Consider the following 17986-nt stretch of genomic DNA (forward strand, 5'->3'; position numbering starts at 1 on the left):
ATCGCCCATCGAGCGACCTCCGCCGCCGCGCTCGCTAGGTTCGCCCGGTGCTGCACCTGAGGATCGTCGCCCCGCCCCACCTCAGCGAGGCCGTGGCCGAGGTCGCCTCCGACGCCACCTGCAGCAACCTCGTGGTCCTTCCAGGGGCCGCGCGGCGACCCGCGGGTGACCTGCTGCTCTTCGACGTCGCCCGCGAGGGCGCTGACGCCGTGCTGCAGCGCCTGCGCCAGCTCGGGCTGCCGCGCGACGGCTCCATCGCCGTCGAGGACGTCGACCTGTCGGTCTCCCAGGCGGCGGAGGACGCCGAGCGCGCCGCCCCGGGCCACGGCAGCGACGCCCTGGTCTGGGAGGACCTCGCGGCGCGCACCCGCGAGGACTCGACCCTGTCCGCCAGCTACCTGGTCTTCTTCGCCGTCGCCACGGCGCTGGCCGGCCTCGCCGTCCTCACGGACTCCGCGATCCTCGTGATCGGGGCGATGATCGTCGGCCCGGAGTACGGGGCGCTGGCCGGGTTGTGCGCCGCCGTCGTCCTGCGCCGCACCCGCCAGGTGCGCCGCTGCGCGCTGGCGCTGCTGGTCGGCTTCGCCGTGGGGATCGCGGCCACGGTGGTGACCACGTGGGTGCTGGACGCCGTCGGCCTCATCAGCGCCGACATGCTCACCCGGGACCGGCCGCAGACGGGCTTCATCTACAACCCGGACGCGCTGTCGTTCGTGGTGGCGTTCCTGGCCGGGATCGCCGGGATGCTCGCGCTGACGTCGGCGAAGTCCGGAGCGGTGGTGGGGGTGCTGGTCTCCGTGACCACCATCCCCGCCGCGGGCAACGCCGCCGTCGCTGCGACGTACGCGCTCAGCGCCGAGCCTGCGTCGAGGGCGGTCCTGCTGGAGCAGGCGTGGACGTCGGTCGAGCAGCTCCTCCTCAACACCCTCGGCATCCTCCTCGCTGGCGTGCTGACGCTGTGGGTCCAGCACGGCGTGTGGAGGCGCGTGGGACGCGCGTCCCGCGGCCAGCGCGCCCGGGTCACGACGCGGGCGTCCTAGCCCGCGCACCGGCTGCGGGCCTCCCGCGGGCCTCAGGGACGGAGGAGCTCCAGGTCCTCCAGCTGGCCGGGGTGTGTCGGCGTCCACCCCAGCACCTCGCGGGTGCGTGCGCTGGAGGCGGGCTGGTCCGTGGCGAAGATCGGACCGAACGGGCCGAACTCCTCCACGGGCAGGGAGCGCACGGGCAGGCCGAGACGACGGCCGATGACCGCGGCGATGTCCGCCACCGGGTCGCCCTCGTCGGCCACGGCGTGCCAGGCGCTGCCCGCGGGCGCGCCCTCGAGCACCAGCCTGAACAGAGAGGCGGCGTCGGCCGCGTGCACGGCCGGCCAGCGCTGCGTGCCGTCCCCGGGGTAGCCCGCCACGCCGCTGCGGCGGGCGAGGTCGGCGAGCAGGCCGTTGAAGCCGCCCTGGCCGTCTGCGTGGACCGTGCGCGGCATCCGGACGGCTGCGGCGCGGACCCCGCGGTCGGACAGGGCGAGGGCGGCGGCGACGGTGAGCGCGCGGCGCCCGACCGGGCCGTCGGTGGGCAGCGGGTCCGCCTCGGTGGCGACCCGGCCGGCCACCCACGGGGTGCCGGAGACGACGACGAGGGGGCGGTCGCTGCCGACGAGGGCCTGGCCGAGCGCGCCCAGGGCGGCCTCCTCCTCGAGCATCCCGCGCTCCACGGACGCGGCGCTGCCGTAGTCGCGGCTGAAGGCCAGGCTGATGACGCCGTCTGCGGCGTCGGCGCCGCGGCGCAGCGCGTCGAGGTCGGCGAGGTCGCCGCGCAGGGGGCGGGCCCCGGCAGCTGCGAGGGCGGCGCCGGAGGCGTCGGAGCGGGCCAGGGCTGTGACGGCGTGGTCGTGGGCGACCAGCTCGGTGACCACGGCGCTGCCGATGGTGCCGGTGCCGCCGGTGACGAAGACCTGCATGACGTGCCCCCAGGTGTGGTGGCCGGGCGCGGGACGGCGCTCGGCTGCTCGAGCCGCGTGATGCGACTGATGTCTCATCACCGTACCGTGTGATGCGACAGGTGTCGCGTCGCTTAGGATCGGCTGGTGCCGAGATGGGAGCCCGGGGGGCGTGAGCGCCTGGTCGTGGCCGCCGTCGACCTCTTCACCGAGCAGGGCTACGACGAGACGACCGTCGCCCAGATCGCCGAGCGCGCCGGCATGACCCGCAGCACGTTCTTCCGCCACTTCTCCGACAAGCGCGAGGTGCTCGTCGCCGGCCAGGAGGCGCTGAGCCGCCTGCTGGCCGAGGGGGTCGCCGACGCCCCCGCCGGTGCGACGCCCCTGCAGGCCGTGGGGGAGGGGCTGGCTCGCGCATCCTCGGCGATGGGGCCGCTCAACCGCGACCTGGGCCCGCGACTCCGCGCCGCCGTGGCCGCCAGCACCGAGCTCCAGGAGCGCGACGCGCTCAAGAGCGTCGGCATGGCGGCCGCCATGGCCGAGGCGCTCGCCGACCGCGGCGTGCCCGAGGTGACCGCGCACCTGGCCGCCGAGCTGGGCGTGCTGGCCTTCAAGCGCGGCTTCGCCGCGTGGTCGGAGGGGGACCCCACCACCGACGAGCCCCTGGCCCCGCACACCGCGGCGGCCCTCGCCGAGCTCGTCTCCGCCAGCGCCTCCCTCACCTGACCGGCGGACCGCTCGGGCGGGCCTGCTCCCTGGGAGCCCTGGTGGGGCGGTCGGTACCGTGACCCGGTGCGCATCGTCTTCGCCGGCACCCCCGCCGTCGCCGAGACGGCGCTGGAGGCGCTGCTCGCGTCCGACCACGAGGTGGTCGGCGTCGTCTCCCGGCCCGACACCGTCGCCGGGCGCGGGCGCCGCGCGCTGCAGAGCCCCGTGGTGGTCCGCGCGCTCGCCGCGGGCCTGCCCGTGCTGCAGCCCGCGCGCGCGTCGGACCCGGCGTTCCTCGAGGGCCTCGCCGCCCTCGAGCCCGACTGCTGCCCCGTGGTCGCCTACGGCGCGCTGCTCCCGCGGCCCGTGCTGGACGTGCCCCGCCTGGGCTGGGTGAACCTGCACTTCTCGCTGCTGCCGGCCTGGCGCGGCGCCGCCCCCGTGCAGCGCGCGGTGATGGCCGGCGACGACGTCACCGGCACCACCACCTTCCTCCTCGAGGAGGGCATGGACACCGGCCCGGTGCTGGGGACGACGACGACGACCGTCGGGCCCCGTGAGACGTCCGGCGAGCTGCTCGGCCGCCTCGCCGCCGACGGGGCGAAGCTGCTGGTCGCCACGCTCGACGGGCTGGAGGCCGGCGCGCTGGTGCCGGTCCCGCAGCCGGCGGAGGGCGTGAGCCTGGCCCCCAAGGTGACCGTGGAGGACGCGCGCGTGCGCTGGGACGAGCCGGCGTTCGCCGTCGACCGCCGCGTGCGCGGCGTCACCCCGGCGCCCGGGGCGTGGACCACGGTCGTGCGGTCCACCGCCGAGGCCGGCGAGGCGGTGGAGCGCCTCAAGCTCGGCCCCGTGGAGCCGCTGGCCCCGGTAGCGCTGGCCACGGCCTCCGCGCCGCGCCTCGCCCCTGGAGAGCTGCTCGTCCAGGGCCAGGAGGTGCTGGTCGGCACGGCCACCGTGCCCGTGCGCCTCGGGGAGGTGCAGCCCGCGGGCAAGCGCGCCATGCCCGCGGCGGCGTGGGCGCGCGGCGCGCGGCTGGGCGAGGGGGAGGTCCTCGCATGACGCCGCCCGAGCGCCGTCCGCAGCGAGGGCCCCAGCGCGGCGGCCCCGGGGGACCGCAGCGGTCCGGCCCGCGGCGCGGCCAGGGCGGCAGCGGTGGTCCTGGTGGTCCCGGCGGCCAAGGGCGGTCGTGGACGGCGAGCGCCCCGTCCGCGCGGCCGCGCAGCGGCGACCCCGCCCGGCGGGTGGCCTTCGACGTCCTGTGCGCCGTGGAGGAGCAGGACGCGTACGCCAACCTCGTGCTCCCACGCCTCCTGCGCGCGGCCCGGCTGGACGGACGCGACGCGGCCTTCGCCACCGAGCTCGCCTACGGGGCGCTGCGCGGTCGCGCCACGTACGACGCGGTGCTCGCCGCGTGCGTCGACAGGCCGCTGGCGCAGCTCGACCCGCCCGTGCTGGACGCGCTGCGCCTGGGCGCCCACCAGCTGCTGGCCACCCGCGTGGCGCCGCACGCCGCCGTCAGCGAGACGGTCGCGCTGGTCCGCGGGGCGATCGGCACCGGACCGTCGGGCCTGGTGAACGCCGTGCTGCGACGGGTCGCCGAGCACGACCTCCCCACCTGGCTCGACAGGGTCGCGCCGCCGCTCGAGGGACCCGGCGCCGACGTGGTCGGGGCGCTCGCGGTCCGGGAGAGCCACCCGGCGTGGGTGGTGCGCGCGCTGCGCGAGGCGCTGGTGCTGGCGCGCCGCCCCGCCTCCGAGCTGCCGGACCTCCTGGCCGCCGACAACGCCCGCCCCCTCGTGGCGCTGGCCGCGCTCCCGGGGCTCGCCGAGCCGGCCGAGCTGCTGGCGGCCGGCGCGGAGCCGGGCCGCTGGTCGCCGCTGGCGGCGGTGCTCCCCGACGGCGACCCCGGCGACCTGCCCGCCGTCCGCGAGGCCCGCGCCCGGGTCCAGGACGAGGGCAGCCAGCTCGCGGCGCTGGCGCTGCTGTCCGCGCCGCTGCTCGGCCCGGGGGGCCAGCGGGGCCGGGACGAGCGATGGGCGGACCTGTGCGCCGGCCCGGGCGGCAAGGCCGCGCTGCTCGCGGCGAGCGCGGCGCAGCGCGGTGCGCGGCTGCTGGCCGTGGAGGTCGCGCCGCACCGGGCCAGGCTCGTGGAGCAGGCGCTGGCCGGCGTGACGGCCTCGCACCCCGGCACCGTGGAGGTGGTGTCCGGTGACGGCCGCGCCGTCGGGGCTGACCGGCCGGGACAGTTCGACAGGGTGCTCGTCGACGCCCCCTGCACGGGGCTCGGCGCGCTGCGGCGCCGCCCGGAGGCCCGGTGGCGCCGCAGCCCCGCCGACCTGGCGGAGCTCGCACCTCTGCAGCGGGAGCTGCTCTCCTCGGCGCTGGAGGCCGTGCGGCCCGGCGGAGTGGTCGCCTACGTCACCTGCAGCCCCCTCCCGGCGGAGACGCAGGCGGTGGTCGACGACGTCGTGCGCCGGTGGGCGAAGGACGGCGAGCAGCTGGAGGTGCTCGACGCCCCGGCCGTGCTGCGCGAGCTGGCCGGCGTGGAGGCGGGGACGGGCGACGGTGGCCTGCGCGCCCAGCTGTGGCCGCACCTCCACGGCACCGACGCCATGAGCACCAGCCTGCTGCGCCGCCCCCTCTGAGGGGCCCTTTCCAGGTCGGGCCGCCGGGACCCTTCGGAACTCTGCCGCAACAGGTCGGAACCCTGCCCCGGCGTGTCGGATCCCCGCCCCGGTTCCGACCTGACGCGGCAGGGTTCCGGCGGATCGGGCCGCGAGGCGGACCTGGGCGGAGGAGGCGTTCGGAGCGCAGCCCCCCTACGGTCGGGGCGTGGCACGGGATGCGGGGACGGGCGGCAGCGGCACCGGACGGGCGTTCCGCAGCGCGCTCGTGACGATCGGGCTGGGCACGGTGCTCGCCGTCGTCGTCGGTCTGGTGGTGGGTCTGGTGCAGGGCGACGTCCCCCGCGGCCTCGCCTCGTGGGGCAGCCCGGTCTTCTTCGTGGCCGTGGTGGTGGCCGTCTACCTCGCCTACCGGTCCGGGGAGCGCCGCCGCTGAGCGCGCGCCCTGCCGCTGGGTAGGTTGCGAGGCGTGGCCGTGACCATCGCCCCGAGCATCCTGTCCGCCGACTTCGCCAACCTCGAGGCCGAGCTGGGGCGCATCGCCACCGCCGACTGGGCCCACGTGGACGTCATGGACGCCCACTTCGTGCCGAACCTGACCTTGGGGCTGCCCGTGGTGCAGCGCCTGGCGCAGGTCAGCCCGGTGCCGCTCGACTGCCACCTCATGATCGCCGAGCCGGACCGGTGGGCCCCCTCCTACGCCGAGGCCGGCGCCCACTCGGTGACCTTCCACGCCGAGGCCGCCTCCGCCCCGGTCCGCCTGGCCCGCGAGCTGCGCGAGCGCGGCGCGCGCGCCGGCCTGGCGCTCAGCCCCGTGACCCCCGCCGAGCCGTTCCTGGACTGGCTGCCCGAGTTCGACATGGTGCTCGTCATGACCGTCGAGCCCGGTTTCGGCGGCCAGAGCTTCCTCGACGGCTGCCTGCCCAAGCTGCGGCGCCTGCGCTCGGCGGTCGAGGAGCACGGCCTGGAGGTGCGCCTGCAGGTCGACGGCGGCGTCTCCGCCGAGACCGTCGAGCGCTGCGCCGAGGCCGGAGCCGACGTGTTCGTCGCCGGCTCCGCCGTCTACGGCGCCGACGACCCCGCCGCCGCGATCGCCCGGCTGCGCCAGCTCGCGGGTGGGTGAACCCACCCGCAGGAGGACGACGACGTCCCGCGCCCGCCCCTAGGGTCGCCGCGTGGACCTGACCCCGGTGCTCGTGCCCGCCGTGATCATCGGCGTGATCGTCGTCGTCGTGCTGGTGGTGGTCTTCTCCATCGCCCGGCGGTACAAGATCGCGAGCCCGTCCGAGGCGTTCATCGTCACCGGCCGCAAGGGCAAGGCGGTGACCAACCCCGAGACGGGCCAGGTGTCCACCGACCTGTCCGGCCAGCGGGTGGTCATGGGCGGCGGCGTCTTCGTCAAGCCGCTGGTCGAGCGCGTGCACGTGCTGTCGCTGTCCAGCCGCCGCATCTCGGTGAAGATCGGCGGGGCCGTGTCCAAGCAGGGCATCCGCCTCAACCTCGACGCCGTCGCCATCGTCAAGGTGGGCGGCTCCGAGGACAACGTCCGCGCGGCCGCGCAGCGCTTCCTGCACCAGCAGGACGAGATCGAGTCCTTCACGCAGGAGGTCCTCGCGGGCTCGCTGCGCTCCATCGTCGGCACGCTCACGGTCGACGAGATCATCCGCGACCGCGCCGCCTTCGCCGCGCAGGTGGCCGAGGAGTCCATCTCGTCGCTGAGCAACCAGGGCCTGGTGCTGGACACCTTCCAGATCCAGGACGTCTCCGACGACACCAACTACCTGCGCGACCTCGGCCGCCCCGAGGCCGCCGCCGCGGCCCGCAACGCCGCCATCGCCGAGGCCGCCGCCCGTCGCGAGGCCAGCCAGGCCCAGGCGAAGGCCGACGAGGCCATCGCCGAGTCCCAGCGCGACCTCGACCTGCGCCGCTCCGCGTTCAAGGCCGACACCGACCGCGCCGCCGCCGACGCCGAGGCCGCCGGCTCCCTGGCCAAGGCCGAGCGCGACCAGGAGGTCCTCACCAGCCAGGAGCGCGTGGCCGAGCGGCAGGCGGCGCTGACGGAGCGCCAGCTGGACACCCAGGTCCGCAAGCCCGCCGACGCGGCCCGCTACCAGGCGGAGCAGGAGGCCCAGGGCCGCCGCAACGCCGAGATCTACCAGGCCGAGGGCGCCAAGGCCACGGCCATCGCCGAGGCGCAGGCCGAGGCCGAGCGCACCCGCCTGGCCACCGCCGCCAACGCCGAGCGCGCCACCACCTTCGCGAAGGCCGACGCCGACGCCGCCCGCGTGGCCGCCGCGGCCGCCGCTGAGAAGGTGCGCCTGGAGGGTGAGGCCGAGCTGGCCCGCCGCACCGCCATCGCCAACGCCGTCCGCGCCGAGGGGGAGGCGGAGGCTGCCGCCATCCGCGCCAAGGGCGAGGCGGAGGCCGAGACGCAGCGCCTGCGCGCGGAGGCGTTCGAGCGCTACGGCCAGGCCGCCACCACCCAGATGGTGGTCGAGGCGCTGCCGCTGGTGGCCCGCGAGCTCGCGGCGCCGATGAGCGCGATCAGCGATCTCACCGTCATCTCCACCGACGGCGCGAGCGCGCTGTCCAAGGGCGTGGCCACCAACCTCACCGAGACCCTCGAGCTGGTGCGCCGCACCACGGGCGTCGACGTCGGCGCGCTCCTGCGCCGCGCCGGGGGAGCCGGTGGCAGCGCCGCGCCCGCCGCCGCGCCGGGCAGCGGCGAGGTGGTCACCGCTGCCAGCGCCGACGGCCAGGCCTGAGGCCCCGTCCCCGTCACGACGACCGCGCCGGCGAGAACCACCCGGTGGGCGCGGCGGCCGCACGTGGCCGATCACCCGACCAGCGGGGCCGGGGGACGGCGCGGGGGCGGGACGCCCGTAGGCTGGCCGCTCGTGAAGTCGTTCGAGCAGCTCTTCGCCGAGCTGTCCGCCAAGGCCGCCGAGCGCCCCGCCGGCTCCCGGACCGTCGCCGAGCTCGACGCCGGCGTCCACACCATCGGCAAGAAGCTGGTGGAGGAGGCCGCGGAGTCGTGGATGGCCGCCGAGCACGAGGGCCCGCAGCGCGCCGCGGAGGAGATCTCCCAGCTGCTCTACCACGCGCAGGTCCTCATGATCGCCTCCGGCCTGTCCCTCGACGACGTCTACGAGCACCTGTGAGCAGCCCTGTGAGCACCGACAACTCCGCGCCGCTGCGCATCGCCGTCCCCAACAAGGGCTCGCTGTCCGAGCCCGCGGCGCAGCTGCTGCGCGAGGCCGGGTACGCCACCCGGCGGGAGGGCCGCGAGCTGGTGCTCGCCGACCCCGAGAACGGCGCGGAGTTCTTCTTCCTGCGCCCGCGCGACATCGCGCTCTACGTCGGCTCGGGCACCCTCGACGTCGGCATCACCGGCCGCGACCTGCTGCTCGACTCCCGCGCCGAGGCCGACGAGGTCATGCAGCTCGGCTTCGGCGCCTCGACGTTCCGCTTCGCCGGGCCCGCGGCCCGGGTCTCCGAGGGCCTGGACGTCTCCGGTCTCGCCGGCAAGCGGATCGCCACGAGCTACGCGGGCCTGGTCGAGGACCACCTCGCCGCCGCCGGGGTCAGCGCGTCCGCCGTCGTCCGCCTGGACGGCGCCGTCGAGACCGCGGTGCAGCTGGGCGTGGCCGACGCCATCGCCGACGTCGTCGAGACCGGCTCCACGCTGCGCTCGGCCGGGCTGGCCGTCTTCGGCGAGCCGATCCTGCGCTCGGAGGCCGTGGTCATCACCCGCCGCGGCGCCGACGGCCCGGCCCGCCCGGCCGGCCTGGAGGTGCTGCTGCGGCGGATCCAGGGCGTGCTCGTGGCCCGCCAGTACGTCATGGTCGACTACGACGTGCCGCGCGAGCACCTCGACGCCGCGTGCGCGCTGACGCCGGGGCTCGAGTCGCCCACGGTGGCGCCGCTGGCGGACCCGGCCTGGGCCGCGGTGCGCGCGATGGTGCCGAGGGCCGGCACCAACAAGGTCATGGACGACCTCTACGACCTCGGCGCCCGGGCCATCCTCGTCACGACCATCCACGCCTGCCGCCTGTGAGCTCCTCCACGCCCTCGTCCGGAGACGCCGACCGCCTGCACGCGCCCTTCCGGCCGGTGCGCGGACCGCTCGTGAGCCGGGTGCTGGGCGTGGTGGCCGTGGTGCTGTTCACCGCGCTGGCCGCGTTCGTCGTGGAGCAGACGGTGTGGGACCGGCTGGGCTTCTTCGTGGTCGGGCTGGCGGTCATGGCGTTCTGCGAGATGCAGGCGCGGGTGGTCGCCGTGCCCGACGAGCGCGGGCTCTTCGTCCGCAACCTCGTCCACCGGCGGCGGCTGGAGTGGGCCGAGGTGGTGGGCGTCTCCTTCGGCGGCGGCCGTCCGTGGGTGCAGCTGGACCTGTCCGACGGCGACACGCTCGCCGTCATGGGCGTGCAGCGAGCCGACGGCGACCGCGGCGTGGCCGAGGCCGACCGCCTCGCGACGCTGGTCGCCCTCCACACCCGCTGACCGCACCCGCACACACCCGGTGCCGCGACCGGCGGCGGCGACCGGCGGCCGAGAGCCGTGATCGTCGTCGAGGGGTGGCTCCCAGGGACGGCACGTACGGTGGCGCGGTGCCCGCCGCTCCGCACCAACGGGCCGCTGGCCTGCGGTGGGCCGCGGTGGTGGTCGGCACGGCGCTGCTGGTGACGGTCGCGCTCGTCGGCCGTCCCGCCTGGAGCGCCGGTGGCGGCAGCGAGCAGGAGGGCACCGAGGAGGTGCTCGCCCGCGCGGCCGCCTCGGCCGCGGTCCCGTTCACCGGCACCGCCACGAGCAGCGGCGCCCTGGGCCTGCCCGACCTCCCGCGCCTCGGCGACGTCGCCGCGCTCGTCGGGGAGAGCACCCGCACCCGCACGTGGTGGGCCGACGAGCGGACCTGGCGCACCGACGTCCTCACCGCCACGGGGGAGCGCGGGCAGTACGCCTCCGGCGGGCAGCTCACCGGCTGGGACTTCGAGCGCGACGCCCTGACCGTGGGCGCCCCGCTGTCCGGCGCCCGCCTGCCCCGCGCCTCCGACCTCGTGCCGCCGGCGCTGGCCCGCTCGCTGCTCGCCGGCGCGTCTCCGGAGGCCGTCGCCGCCGACCAGCGCGCGACGGGCCTCGGGCAGCGCGTGGTGGCCGGTCGCCTGGCCGACGGGGTCCGGCTGCGCCCGTCCGCCGACGGCTCGGACGAGGCGGAGCTGTCCACGGTCGACCACGCCGACCTGTGGGTCGACGCGGCCACCGGGCTGCCGCTCGCCGTCGAGGTCGTCGACGTCGTGGGCGGCCCGGTCCTCGCGAGCGCGTTCGACCAGGTCTCGCTCGGCGCGCCGGACCCCGCTGCCCTGACCGTCCCGGACCCGCCGGGCGCCGTCGTCCGCACCGCGGACGTCGACGTCGCCGCCGGTGCCGCGACCGCCGCCCCCTGGGTGCTGCCCGAGGAGCTGGCCGGGCTCCCCGCCCTGCAGGACCCGCTCAGCACCGGCGCCGTCGCCTACGGCACCGGGCTGCTGCGCCTCGCCGTGGTGTCGCTGCCCGCCGACCAGGGCCGGCAGGCCCTGGTCGCGGCCGAGTCCGCCGGCGCGGAGCCGCTCGACCCGGCGGAGCCCTCCCGCACCGGTGACGCGCGCACGGCGCTCGTGCGGGCCGGGGCGCTGAGCGCCGCGGTCGTCGTCGTCGACGGTCCCCGCCGGGACGGCGGCGACCGCGCCTACCTCGTCTCCGGCGCCGTGCAGCCCGAGCTGCTCACCCGCGCCGCCGCCCAGCTGGTCACCGAGCCTCCGGAGCGCCGTCCGTGATCCCCACGTGAGAGACCTCGCCGTCGAGACGACCGGGCTCACCAAGCGCTTCGGGCGGGTGCAGGCCGTCACCGACGTCGACCTGCGCGTCGCCGAGGGAGACCGGTTCGGGTTCCTCGGGCCCAACGGCTCGGGCAAGACGACCACCGTGCGCATGCTGCTCGGGCTGGTGCTGCCCACCTCCGGGCGGGTCAGGGTGCTCGGCGGCCGGGTCCCCCAGGACGCCGCCCGCGTGCTGCCGCAGGTCGGCGCCATGGTCGAGGGGCCGGCGGCCATCGGGCACCTGTCCGGGCGGGCCAACCTGCGCCTGCTCGACGCCGCCGTCCCCACCCCGGGAGGCCGCCGCACCCGCCGCCGCCGCGTGGAGGAGGCGCTGGAGGCGCTCGGCCTCGCGCAGGTGGGTCGCCGGCCCGTGCGCGCGTACTCCCTCGGCATGCGCCAGCGCCTCGGCATCGCCTCCGCGCTGGTGCGCCGCCCGCGCCTGCTCGTGCTCGACGAGCCCACCAACGGCCTCGACCCGCAGGGCATCGCCCTGGTCACCGACCTGCTGCTGGACCTGTCCGCGCAGGGGACCACGCTGCTCGTCTCCAGCCACCTGCTGAGCGAGGTCGAGCACCTGTGCACGCGGGTGGGCGTCATGGACCGGGGCCGCCTCGTGGTCCAGGACCACGTCGACGCCCTGCGCGCGCCCACCGGCAGGCTGCTCGTCACGCTCGCCGGTGCTGCTCACGACGACGGCGGGCGCAGCGGCGAGGCGGGTGCCGCTCTGGCCGGGCAGCTGCTGGGCCGGCGCCTGCTGGAGCCGCCGGCGGGTCACCGGCTCGTGGTCGCTGACTGCGGGGACGTCGTCGGCGACCTGGTCCGGGGCGGCCTCGCGGTCCGCGAGGCGGTGGTCGAGCGGCGCACGCTCACCGACGTCGTCCTGTCCCGCACCACCGCGGTCGGGGAGGGGATGGGCGCGTGAAGCTGGCGGCGCTGACCGGTGTGGAGCTGCGCAAGCTGGCGCTGCGCCCCCGGACCTGGGTGTCGGTGGGGCTGCTGTGCGCCCTGCCCGTCGTCGTCGCCTTCTTCCTCGCCACGAGCGAGCTGGCGCCACGGCCCGGGCAGGGGCCGGCCTTCCTCTCGGCGGTGCTCGGCAACGGCCAGCTGTACCCGGCGGCCGCGCTGGGCATCGTCGTCCCGATCTTCCTGCCGGTGGCGGTGTGCGTGGTCGCGGGTGACGCCGTGGCGGGGGAGGCGCAGGCCGGCACGCTGCGGTACCTGCTGGTGCGGCCCGTCGGCCGGACCCGGCTGCTCGTGGCCAAGCTGTTCGCGGTGCTGGCGTTCACCTTCGGGGCGGTGATCGCCGTCGCGCTGGTCTCGTTCGCGGCGGGCACGCAGCTGCTGGGCACGCGCCCCGACGCGCTGGGGACGACGACGGCGTCGCTGAGCGGCACGTCGCTGTCCCCGCAGGAGCTGCTGGTGCGCACGCTGCTGGTGATGGCGTACGTGTCGGTCTCGATGCTGGGCGTGGCGGCGCTGGCGCTGCTGCTGTCCACGCTGGTCGACTCGCCCCTGGTGGCGGCGCTCGGCGGGCTGGCGCTGCTCGTGGCGAGCACCGTGCTGGTCGGGCTCGACGCCGCCTCGGCGGTGCACGACCTGCTGCCCACGCGGTACTGGCTGGCGTGGGTCGACCTCTTCCGGGACCCGGTCCTGTGGACGGACGTGCAGCGCGGCGTGCTCGTGCAGCTCGGGTGGGCCGGGGTGCTGCTGGCCGCGGCCTGGGCGTCCTTCACCACCCGCGACGTCACCAGCTGACCGGGCGCCCGTCCTCCCTGACCCGCCAGACACGCACGTCCGTCGCACTCGCGCACCCCAGTGCGCCTTCGAGGGGTGCTGAAGGCGCACTCGGGTGCGCGAGTGCGGTGGTCACAGGGGCCTCACCCGGCGAGGAGGGTGCGGCCGCGCTGGGTGAGGGCGTCGCAGTCGGAGGCCGGTGGCGCGGACTCGAGCACCGGCCCGTCCAGCGCCGCGTCCACCACGCCGACGGCCAGCGGGTCCGTGACGAGGCCGCCGTGGTCGACGCGCGAGCTCGCGCACACCCGCTGCAGCTCCACGTCCACCGCGCCGCGCAGCGACGACGCGTCCGCCGGCGGCACCACCACCTGGTCGGCGCTCGACCACGCGCTGGTCCAGCGCACCCCGTCGCCGGGCGTCTCCGGCAGCGTGCGCAGCAGCGAGCTGCCCGGCTCCAGCTGCTGGCACGCCAGCGGGCAGTCCTGCGGGGCGTTCACCGCCGCGAAGCGCGCGAGGTCCGTCCCCTGGTGGGGGGTGCCGAGCGTCACCACGCGGCGCACCGGCTCCCCGGCGCCGTCGCCGTCCAGCCACAGCCGGGCCACCACCCCGCCCGCCGAGTAGCCGACCACGTCGACCGACGGCGCGCCGGCGTCCACCGCGGAGCGCGCGGCGGCCTGCAGCGCGGCGGCCTGGTCGGCGAGGTCACCCGTGCCGTCACCGGCGGCCTGCACCACCACGACCTCGCGGCCCGCCGCCTGCAGCGCGCCGGCGAGCACCTGCAGCCCGCTCGTGCTGCCCCCGTACCCGGGCACCAGCAGCACCGTCCCCTGCACCGCCTGGTCCGCGGGCCCGGCGGAGCCGCTCTCGCCGGCGCGCCCGCCGTCGTCCCCGGCGACACCGGGCAGGGAGCCGCGACCGCCGAGCAGGAGCGCTCCCGCGCCCACCAGGACGACGACGAGGAGCGCGAGCAGGGCGATCGCCAGCCGGCGCCGAGGTGCCACCCAGCGAGCGTGCACGACCGCGGGATCTTCTGCGACAGTGGATGCACCGCCCGCACCACCCGCCCCAGACCCGGAGGCCCTCCTCAGTCATGCTCGACGCCTTCCTCGACCTCTTCAACGGCGACGAAGCCGCTGCGACCGCGCCCCTGACCGGGCTCCAATCGCTGCAGCTCGTCGCCGTCGCGGCGGGCGCGGCGCTCGGAGCACTGCTGCTGGGGATGGTGGTGCACGCCGTCGTCCTGCGGATCGGGCGCCGGTCCGTGATCGCGCGCACGCTGGCCGCGCGGCTCAAGGGACCCTTCCGCTGGATCCTCGTGACGCTGGCCGTGCAGCAGGTGTTCGTGCGCTCGACCGGCAACGACGGCTGGCTCCAGGCGATGCGCACCGTGCTGCTGCTGGCCGTCATCGCCTGCATCGGCTGGCTGCTGGCCAAGGTGGTGCTGGTGGTCGAGGACCTGCTCCTCGAGAAGTTCCGCGTGGACGTGGCCGACAACCGCCACGCCCGGCGCGTCCGCACCCAGATCATCTTCCTGCGGCGGATCGCGCTGCTGGTCATCGCGCTGCTCACCGTCGGCGCGATGCTGTGGACCTTCCCCGAGGCCCGCGTGGTCGGCACCGGGATCTTCGCCTCCGCCGGTCTGCTGTCCGTGGTGGCCGGCCTCGCGGCCCAGAGCTCCCTGAGCAACGTCTTCGCCGGCCTGCAGCTGGCCTTCACCGACGCGCTGCGCGTGGACGACGTCGTGGTGGTCGAAGGCGAGTGGGGCCGCATCGAGGAGATCACCCTCACCTACGTGGTCGTGCACATCTGGGACGACCGCCGCCTGGTGCTCCCCTCCACCTACTTCACCTCCACCCCCTTCGAGCACTGGACCCGCAAGGACTCCCAGCTGCTGGGCGTGGTGCTCCTCGAGGTCGACTGGCGCACCGACTTCGACGCCATGCGCGAGGAGCTGCACCGCGTGGTCGAGGCGGACGAGCTGTGGGACCACCGCGTGGTGGTGCTGCAGGTCACCGATGCCGTCAACACGTTCGTGCAGGTCCGCATCCTCGTCTCCGCGCAGGACGGGCCCACGATCTTCGACCTGCGCTGCCACGTGCGCGAGGCGATGGTGCGCTGGCTCGTGGCGTCCAACCCCGAAGGGCTGCCGCGCCTGCGCCTGGCGCGCCCCGACGAGGAGGAGGCCGCCCAGGCCGCCCTGCGCGCCGAGCGCGTGCAGCCGGCGCCCGCCCCCGGCAGCCACGACCCGAAGGCCCCTCGAAGGACGTCCGGCGTGCCGACGCCAGCCACGCAGGTGCTGCCGCCCGTGCAGCCCGACCGGCGCGACGACTCCCTCTTCACCGGCTCGATGGAGGCCGTCGAGCGGTCGCGGGCCTTCGCCGGGCCCAGCGAGGCCGAGCAGGCCGACAGGGTCGAGAGGATGCTCCGCGAGGAGCGCGAGCGCCTGGAGGCCGAGGAGCGCGAGGCCGTCAGGCGCCGGTTCCGCGAGGAGCCCGACCCGGCGCTCACCACCTCGGTGCTGCCCACCGTCCCCGAGAAGCGCCGCTGACCCCACTCCCCTCCGTGGTCATGGGCTTCCCATGCACGTCGGCCGTGAGGGCGACGACGGCGCGCCGCCGCCCAGCAACGCTCGCGCCTGCGGCAGCGTCTGACCGGTGATCGCCGCCGCGGGTGGCGACCGGCGGAGGGCGGGGATCCGGGTGCGGCGTTCCAGGGCAGGGGCGGTCGGGCTGGCAGCGGGGGCGGTGCTCGCGGCGGCGCTCCTCACCGGCTGCGGAGGCGCCCCGCTGGCGGCAGAGTCGGGGCCGGAGATCAGCAGCGGGTCGTCGTCGTCGTCGCCTGAGCAGACCGCGCCGCTGTGGCCGGACCCGGCCCAGACGCTGGTGACCACGCCGAAGGGAGTCCGCCCCGCGGCGGAGCCGGTCGACGTGGTGGCGTTCCCCGAGATCGAGTGGCTGGCGGAGGAGCGCGGGCTCACCCTCGAGCAGGCAGCGCAGGAGTTCCAGGACTCCCAGACCTACGGGCCCTGGTCCGAGCGCGCCAGGGCCCTGCTCGGCTCGCAGCTCTCCCAGGTCGCATGGCGCGATCCCGACGTCCCGGACGGGCGGCCGTACATCGCCTACCGCGGTGACCTGCCGCCGGAGCTGGTGACCCTGGCGGAGGAACTGCCGTTCCCGGTGGAGCTGCGGGGAGGCGCCGTCCTCACCGATGCCGAGCGCGAGCTGTTCCAGAACGCGGCTCTCGAGGCTTTCGAGGCCGACGTCGCTCCGCGGAACTGGGGCGGCGGTATGGATGCCCCCACCGGAGTGCTGCAGATCGACTACGTGGCTGAGGATGCGCGCAAGCGCGCCGACGACGCCACACGGCAACTGGTCATCGCCGCAGGGTCGGCCGCGGTCGGCCGTGAGGTACCGGTCACGGTGGAGTTCCTCACCGACGACCGCGACCCCAAGACCACAGAGGCCGCTACCTGGTTCCTGCCGGCCGGATGGGTCGCTGACCCGTCAGCCACCAGCGTCGACGTGCTCGTCGAGGCCCAGGGGTGCACCGGTGGGAAGGGAGCGGTGGGTCGCCTCGCGGACCCCGTCGTCGAGGTGACGCCGACGGAGGTGCGGATCTCCACCCCCGTCTACATCCTCAAGGACGGTCAGACCTGCCCCGGCCACCCGATGGCACCCCTGACCGTCGAGCTGGGCCAACCGCTGGGCGACCGGACGCTGGTCGACGTGAACGGCACCATCGACGACGACACCGCCCCGCCCGGAGGCGGCGTGGTCATCCCGTCTGCCGGTTGAGGACGACGACGGCGCACCACCGCCCTGCAACGCTCGCGCCTGCGGGAGCGTCTGACAGGTGATCACCGCGTCGGTCGGTGGTGCGGCGGTGGTGCGGCGGAGGCGGGGCGGACGTGGGGCGTTCCAGGGCACGAGCGGTCGGGTCGGCGGTGGTGTGCGCGGCGGCGCTGGGCACGGGGCTGGCCGGGTGCGCAGGTGCGGCTCAGCCGGGGCCTGCCGGCGGGGGAGCGTCGCGGTCGTCGTCCTCCTCACCCAGCCCGCGCGCGACCTTCGCCTGGCCCGACCCCGCGCTGACGATCGTCACGACGCCGCGCGGCGAGCGCCCGCCCCTGGACCTCACGTGGGCGACCCCCGGGTCGCTGCAGGACCAGGTGGCGCAGGAGGAGGGCGTGTCGCTGGAGGAGGGCGCGCGGATCGTCCAGGACCAGGAGCTCATGGGCGTCTTCACCTACGACGTCCAAGAGCGGTTCCTGGAGGCGTTCTCCACGTCCCACGCGGGTGACGAGACGTCGCAGGGCCGCCCCTGGGTCGCCTTCACCGGCACGGTGCCGCCAGAGGTCGTCGCGATGGCCGAGCAGCTGCCCTTCCCCGTCGAGCTGCGCGGCGGAGCCCTCGTCTCGGGCCACCGCAACGGCGTCGTCATCGACGCGGCGACGACGGCGTTCGCCGAGGACCTCGGGCTGGCCGAGCTGGGGCTGGTGCTGGGCGGCCACTTCGACGCGACCACCGGCGTGGTGACCATCGACTACTCCACGGACCTGCTGACCCGGCGCCCGGACGCCGGGACGGAGGAATCCGTCATCGCTGCGGCCCAGGGGGCCCTGGGGTGGGAGGCGCCCCTGTCGGTCCACTTCCAGGCCGACGACCGCGACCCGAAGACCACCGAGCCCGCCGTCTGGTTCCTGCCCGCGGGCTTCGTACCCGACCCGTCCGCCACGAGCGTCACCGTGCTGGTCTACGAGCAGGGGTGCACCAGCGGCCAGGGCGCGGACGGCAACACGGCCCCACCGGAGGTCGACGTGACGCCGACGCAGGTGCGCATCGCCGTGTCGACGTACATCCGCAAGGGTGACCAGGGGTGCCCGAACCACCCGACGGCGCCGCTGGCCGTGGAGCTCGGGGAGCCGCTGGGAGACCGGCAGCTGGTGGACGTCAACGGCCGCGTCGACGACGGCGTCGGCGAGGGCGTCGACCTGTGGGGCGACGTGCAGGTGCCGGCCGCCGGCTGACCCGGCCCTGCCCCCGTCCCACCCCGTCCTGTCCCGTCCAGCATGCAGAAGTCCGCCCGCACGGGCCCTGAGCCGGGAGGGGGCGAGTTCTGCATGCTGGTCGGGACGG

At 76.3% G+C, this 17986-nt stretch carries 18 protein-coding genes; 16 read left to right on the forward strand and 2 right to left on the reverse strand.

Features of this window, described 5'->3' with window-relative positions; translation table 11 throughout:
• Nucleotides 1-47 precede the first annotated feature (47 nt).
• On the forward strand, nt 48-1040 hold the full coding sequence (locus FHN55_RS13590) for a DUF389 domain-containing protein (RefSeq protein WP_139712829.1): 993 nt from the start codon (nt 48-50) through the stop codon (nt 1038-1040).
• A 32-nt stretch (nt 1041-1072) separates the two neighbouring features.
• Here the strand turns inward: FHN55_RS13590 and FHN55_RS13595 are convergent, their stop codons facing one another.
• Nucleotides 1073-1954: an SDR family oxidoreductase gene (locus FHN55_RS13595; protein ID WP_139712830.1), complete on the reverse strand. Its 882-nt coding sequence runs from the start codon at nt 1952-1954 to the stop codon at nt 1073-1075.
• A 126-nt stretch (nt 1955-2080) separates the two neighbouring features.
• Here FHN55_RS13595 and FHN55_RS13600 point away from each other — a divergent pair, with 126 nt between their 5' ends.
• The 12 genes from FHN55_RS13600 to FHN55_RS13655 all read left to right on the forward strand — a co-directional run bounded on the left by FHN55_RS13600 (nt 2081) and on the right by FHN55_RS13655 (nt 12875).
• Nucleotides 2081-2659, forward strand: a complete 579-nt coding sequence (locus tag FHN55_RS13600) for a TetR/AcrR family transcriptional regulator (protein WP_139712831.1) — start codon at nt 2081-2083, stop codon at nt 2657-2659.
• A gap of 66 nt (nt 2660-2725) precedes the next feature.
• The gene (gene fmt, locus FHN55_RS13605; protein WP_139712832.1) at nt 2726-3700 is read left to right on the forward strand and encodes a methionyl-tRNA formyltransferase; all 975 of its coding nucleotides are present in this window, start codon (nt 2726-2728) and stop codon (nt 3698-3700) included.
• On the forward strand, nt 3697-5286 hold the full coding sequence (locus FHN55_RS13610) for an RsmB/NOP family class I SAM-dependent RNA methyltransferase (protein WP_139712833.1): 1590 nt from the start codon (nt 3697-3699) through the stop codon (nt 5284-5286). Before fmt ends, FHN55_RS13610 begins: the two co-directional genes overlap by 4 nt.
• 187 nt (nt 5287-5473) lie before the next feature.
• Nucleotides 5474-5701 (forward strand): hypothetical protein, encoded by a 228-nt coding sequence (locus tag FHN55_RS13615; protein WP_139712834.1) that lies wholly within the window; start codon nt 5474-5476, stop codon nt 5699-5701.
• A gap of 33 nt (nt 5702-5734) precedes the next feature.
• Nucleotides 5735-6388: a ribulose-phosphate 3-epimerase gene (rpe, locus tag FHN55_RS13620; RefSeq protein ID WP_139712835.1), complete on the forward strand. Its 654-nt coding sequence runs from the start codon at nt 5735-5737 to the stop codon at nt 6386-6388.
• Between the two features lie 52 nt (nt 6389-6440).
• The gene (locus FHN55_RS13625) at nt 6441-8030 is read left to right on the forward strand and encodes a flotillin family protein (protein WP_257570964.1); all 1590 of its coding nucleotides are present in this window, start codon (nt 6441-6443) and stop codon (nt 8028-8030) included.
• 132 nt (nt 8031-8162) lie between these two features.
• The gene (locus FHN55_RS13630; protein ID WP_139712836.1) at nt 8163-8426 is read left to right on the forward strand and encodes a phosphoribosyl-ATP diphosphatase; all 264 of its coding nucleotides are present in this window, start codon (nt 8163-8165) and stop codon (nt 8424-8426) included.
• Entirely contained in the window at nt 8423-9322 is a 900-nt protein-coding gene (hisG, locus tag FHN55_RS13635; protein ID WP_257570965.1) for an ATP phosphoribosyltransferase, read from the forward strand. Before FHN55_RS13630 ends, hisG begins: the two co-directional genes overlap by 4 nt.
• A complete protein-coding gene (locus FHN55_RS13640; protein WP_218974645.1) occupies nt 9319-9768 on the forward strand; it encodes a PH domain-containing protein in 450 nt (149 codons plus the stop codon). Before hisG ends, FHN55_RS13640 begins: the two co-directional genes overlap by 4 nt.
• Nucleotides 9769-9875: 107 nt before the next feature.
• Complete coding sequence (locus FHN55_RS13645; RefSeq protein WP_139712837.1) at nt 9876-11078, forward strand: hypothetical protein; 1203 nt, start codon at nt 9876-9878, stop codon at nt 11076-11078.
• Between the two features lie 7 nt (nt 11079-11085).
• Nucleotides 11086-12042, forward strand: coding sequence for an ABC transporter ATP-binding protein (locus tag FHN55_RS13650; protein ID WP_139712838.1), 957 nt, complete (start codon nt 11086-11088; stop codon nt 12040-12042).
• Nucleotides 12039-12875, forward strand: a complete 837-nt coding sequence (locus tag FHN55_RS13655; protein WP_218974646.1) for an ABC transporter permease — start codon at nt 12039-12041, stop codon at nt 12873-12875. Before FHN55_RS13650 ends, FHN55_RS13655 begins: the two co-directional genes overlap by 4 nt.
• A gap of 122 nt (nt 12876-12997) precedes the next feature.
• Here the strand turns inward: FHN55_RS13655 and FHN55_RS13660 are convergent, their stop codons facing one another.
• The gene (locus tag FHN55_RS13660; RefSeq protein WP_139712839.1) at nt 12998-13855 is read right to left on the reverse strand and encodes a triacylglycerol lipase; all 858 of its coding nucleotides are present in this window, start codon (nt 13853-13855) and stop codon (nt 12998-13000) included.
• An 89-nt stretch (nt 13856-13944) separates the two neighbouring features.
• On the opposite strand from FHN55_RS13660, the gene FHN55_RS13665 reads away from it, so the two are divergent.
• The 3 genes from FHN55_RS13665 (at nt 13945) to FHN55_RS13675 (ending at nt 17877) form a co-directional block, all read left to right on the forward strand.
• Nucleotides 13945-15402: a mechanosensitive ion channel family protein gene (locus tag FHN55_RS13665; RefSeq protein ID WP_180357830.1), complete on the forward strand. Its 1458-nt coding sequence runs from the start codon at nt 13945-13947 to the stop codon at nt 15400-15402.
• Between the two features lie 106 nt (nt 15403-15508).
• Nucleotides 15509-16648, forward strand: a complete 1140-nt coding sequence (locus FHN55_RS13670) for a hypothetical protein (protein WP_139712840.1) — start codon at nt 15509-15511, stop codon at nt 16646-16648.
• A gap of 113 nt (nt 16649-16761) precedes the next feature.
• Nucleotides 16762-17877, forward strand: a complete 1116-nt coding sequence (locus FHN55_RS13675; RefSeq protein ID WP_139712841.1) for a hypothetical protein — start codon at nt 16762-16764, stop codon at nt 17875-17877.
• Nucleotides 17878-17986 lie beyond the last annotated feature (109 nt).

This window comes from Streptomyces sp. NP160 (assembly GCF_006335115.1).
GTDB lineage: Bacteria > Actinomycetota > Actinomycetes > Actinomycetales > Quadrisphaeraceae > Quadrisphaera.

Bases quoted from the DNA above. Each gene is read 5' to 3' on its own strand.
- FHN55_RS13595 (WP_139712830.1), bottom strand. From the start codon at position 1,954: ATGCAGGTCTTCGTCACCGGCGGCACCGGCACCATCGGCAGCGCCGTG.
- FHN55_RS13665 (WP_180357830.1), top strand. From the start codon at position 13,945: ATGCTCGACGCCTTCCTCGACCTCTTCAACGGCGACGAAGCCGCTGCG.
- FHN55_RS13610 (WP_139712833.1), top strand. From the start codon at position 3,697: ATGACGCCGCCCGAGCGCCGTCCGCAGCGAGGGCCCCAGCGCGGCGGC.